The organism is Aquabacterium soli (assembly GCF_003933735.1).
Lineage (GTDB): Bacteria > Pseudomonadota > Gammaproteobacteria > Burkholderiales > Burkholderiaceae_C > Aquabacterium > Aquabacterium soli.
Genome location: NZ_RSED01000049.1, coordinates 1 through 2,363, shown reverse-complemented (window position 1 = coordinate 2,363; position 2,363 = coordinate 1). Strand labels below are relative to the sequence as shown.

4 protein-coding genes are annotated in these 2,363 nt (G+C 53.5%); all 4 read right to left on the bottom strand.

Annotation, left to right across the window (positions count from 1 at the left end):
• Positions 1-55: 55 nt before the first annotated feature.
• Positions 56-457 carry a hypothetical protein gene (locus tag EIP75_RS23705; protein ID WP_125245657.1) on the bottom strand — a complete coding sequence of 134 codons (402 nt, stop codon included), beginning with the start codon at positions 455-457 and terminating at the stop codon, positions 56-58.
• Positions 458-543: 86 nt separating this feature from the next.
• On the bottom strand, positions 544-972 hold the full coding sequence (locus tag EIP75_RS23700; protein WP_125245656.1) for a hypothetical protein: 429 nt from the start codon (positions 970-972) through the stop codon (positions 544-546).
• 369 nt (positions 973-1,341) lie between these two features.
• Positions 1,342-1,629: a hypothetical protein gene (locus EIP75_RS23695; RefSeq protein ID WP_125245655.1), complete on the bottom strand. Its 288-nt coding sequence runs from the start codon at positions 1,627-1,629 to the stop codon at positions 1,342-1,344.
• Positions 1,630-1,794: 165 nt separating this feature from the next.
• Entirely contained in the window at positions 1,795-2,259 is a 465-nt protein-coding gene (locus EIP75_RS23690; RefSeq protein WP_125245654.1) for a hypothetical protein, read from the bottom strand.
• Positions 2,260-2,363: the final 104 nt, after the last annotated feature.

Here is a 2,363-nt window from a genome sequence, read left to right as displayed (position 1 = left end):
ATACGACCAGTTAGGCTGGTGAACGAAGGCGCGGCTTTGAAACTAATATGTGAGTTCATGCTTGGGATGGAGAGGCAACGGTAAACCACCACAAAGCAATACTCACAAAAAAGGCTGGTATGCCGAATGCGGTTGCAGCACCAATCCATCCTGGGTCATAGCCGCGAGAGAACATAGACCATCCGATGTAGAGGGCAACTGGGATGAGGCCGGCGACTAGTAGGCTTAGAAGATTGAGCAGTCCGAGCATGCGCAGTATGACCCAGACAAGTCCTCCGTAGAAGATGCTGAGAACGCAGTAAAGCAAGGTGAAGTGAATGGAGCCTCGTGTCAAAGCAATAACAAGCTCGGATGTTGGGAGCTCCCACATACGCCGTGCGGCAAAAAGTGACCCCATGATGAATCCAGGGATTGCTGCCAGAGAGGCATAAAACACACCGGGAAAGAATTTTGGCATGCTGAAAAGCCTAACGCAATTTAGGCTGGTGACAGATGCTTTGGCGGATATGCCTGCACAAAATTCTTTTGGGATTTGAACAAGATTCAACCTGGCGCTCCCTGGAAACGTAGAAATTCCCGCGCCTCGGCTTGGGCCGATTGCGGTGCACTAGGGTTGTTCGCGACGCGTTGCAGTGCCTGCAACCATCGCTGCCGGCTGCCTTCTTGCTGTGCATTCAACAATCTATTTGCCATCCAGCAGGTTAGCGCCGTCGGGGCTCTGGTGAGAGATTCTTCAAGGTGCCCCTCGTAACCGAAGATGCCCTCCATTTCGTGCACTAAAGGTCCAGGGCTGCCCATGTCCGCATCAGGGTAGCGTTCGATCAATGCAAGCATTGCTGGCACTGCTAGCTCTTTGTCCGGAAGTTTGCTGAAGCCTGCTAAGACGTGATTCAGTTGATCCACACAATCGCCGTACTCGTCAGGTTTGACCTGTTGGAGTTGATTGATAACATGCTCGATCTGATTTTGCATGCGACGTACTCGATGGTGTTTTGATGAGGCCTAACGCCGGCGTTAACAGGCGGCTGCCAGCGAAGCTGGAAGACGTCCTGTTGAACAACTTGTTAGGCTGGACAGCGAAGTAGAGGGCGTGGAGAACACCACAGCCCTGCTGCCGTTGAAGTTGCTGCTGGCTTGCATGCGTGCTTCCTTGATGTTTGCCAGAGAGTTTGCCAGACGCCTCAGGCTGCTGGAAGTGATCGAATGATCAGCGATTGCTTGCCGATGGCGCGTGGCACTTGGGCGCCGCGCGGTGGTGCGCTGACTGCCGAAGGACAGGCATCCGGACAAGACAATGGCCGGTGGCACTTTGGCGCTGCTGATTGGTCTCTGTGCATCTCGCTACGTCTTTAGAACGGGCCATTGTCCTGTTGCCGCCCACCATATAAGAGCGGCAATAAGCGAGGCGACGACGCCGAGAACGAAGCCAAAGAGCCGTTCCTTGTTGCGCTCTTTGGGTGAGTTGACTCTGTCGAAGCTTTCAACAAGGGCCCCTAGTTGGGTTCGAAGTGCCTTGTTAATTTCGAGACTTTCGGCAAGCGAATCTGGAACGGCTTCGTGAGCTGCCTCCATTCGCGCAAATGCAATTTCCTGCTCAACCTGCTGGCGTTCGAACGCCATTTCCTTCATTCGCCCCATCCTTGTTCCCTTTAGTATCTCTTCTTGCATCGCCTCAATAGGAGNGCGCAGCACGGAGGGCACCCACAAGCGGAGCTTGTGGGCGTCGGCTTGACCAAACAGTTAGGCTGGTGCCGGAAGCTTCATGCTTGTGAGTTGCCATGGCCTGCAGACTATTCATTCATTGAATGGGCATGGCTTTCGCCTAATTTGTTCGAAGTGGTGGACGCGGCAAAGAGCGCTGTACTTAATGTGACCACGTGAGCAATGATCGGCTTTGCATGGCGATGACAGGTCCTCTGGACCCAGTTGCGAATAGAATGCCAAATCGCTTTCAAGAGTTATTGCATCGGCCTTGGCCTTGCGAGCAGACATTTCTTCTTGGCTGATGAGCCGAGAGCCCGACTTCCATGGCTCATTGGTAGTTGCTTCTTTTCCTTGTCGGGAATGAAGAAGCCAAAGCTTAAGGGCGTACTCGGGGGCAACGCCTGCCATGTGAGCAACGATCTTGCAGTCAGGATCAGAAAGGTACGCAAAGCGATCTTCATCAAGGGTAATTGTCCATCCGGAGGGCGCATGCGTGAGCCATGTATCCGGGTGCTCGTCATCCCGAACCGCAAGTTCTGCAATGATTTGCTGCATACGGTCGACCGATGGAGTGTCTTCGCTACCTCCCCATCGAGTTTCTACATAGTATTGAGGCTGAGACATAAGTGCTAGCGAGGAAAAGGCCTAACGCCCGCGGT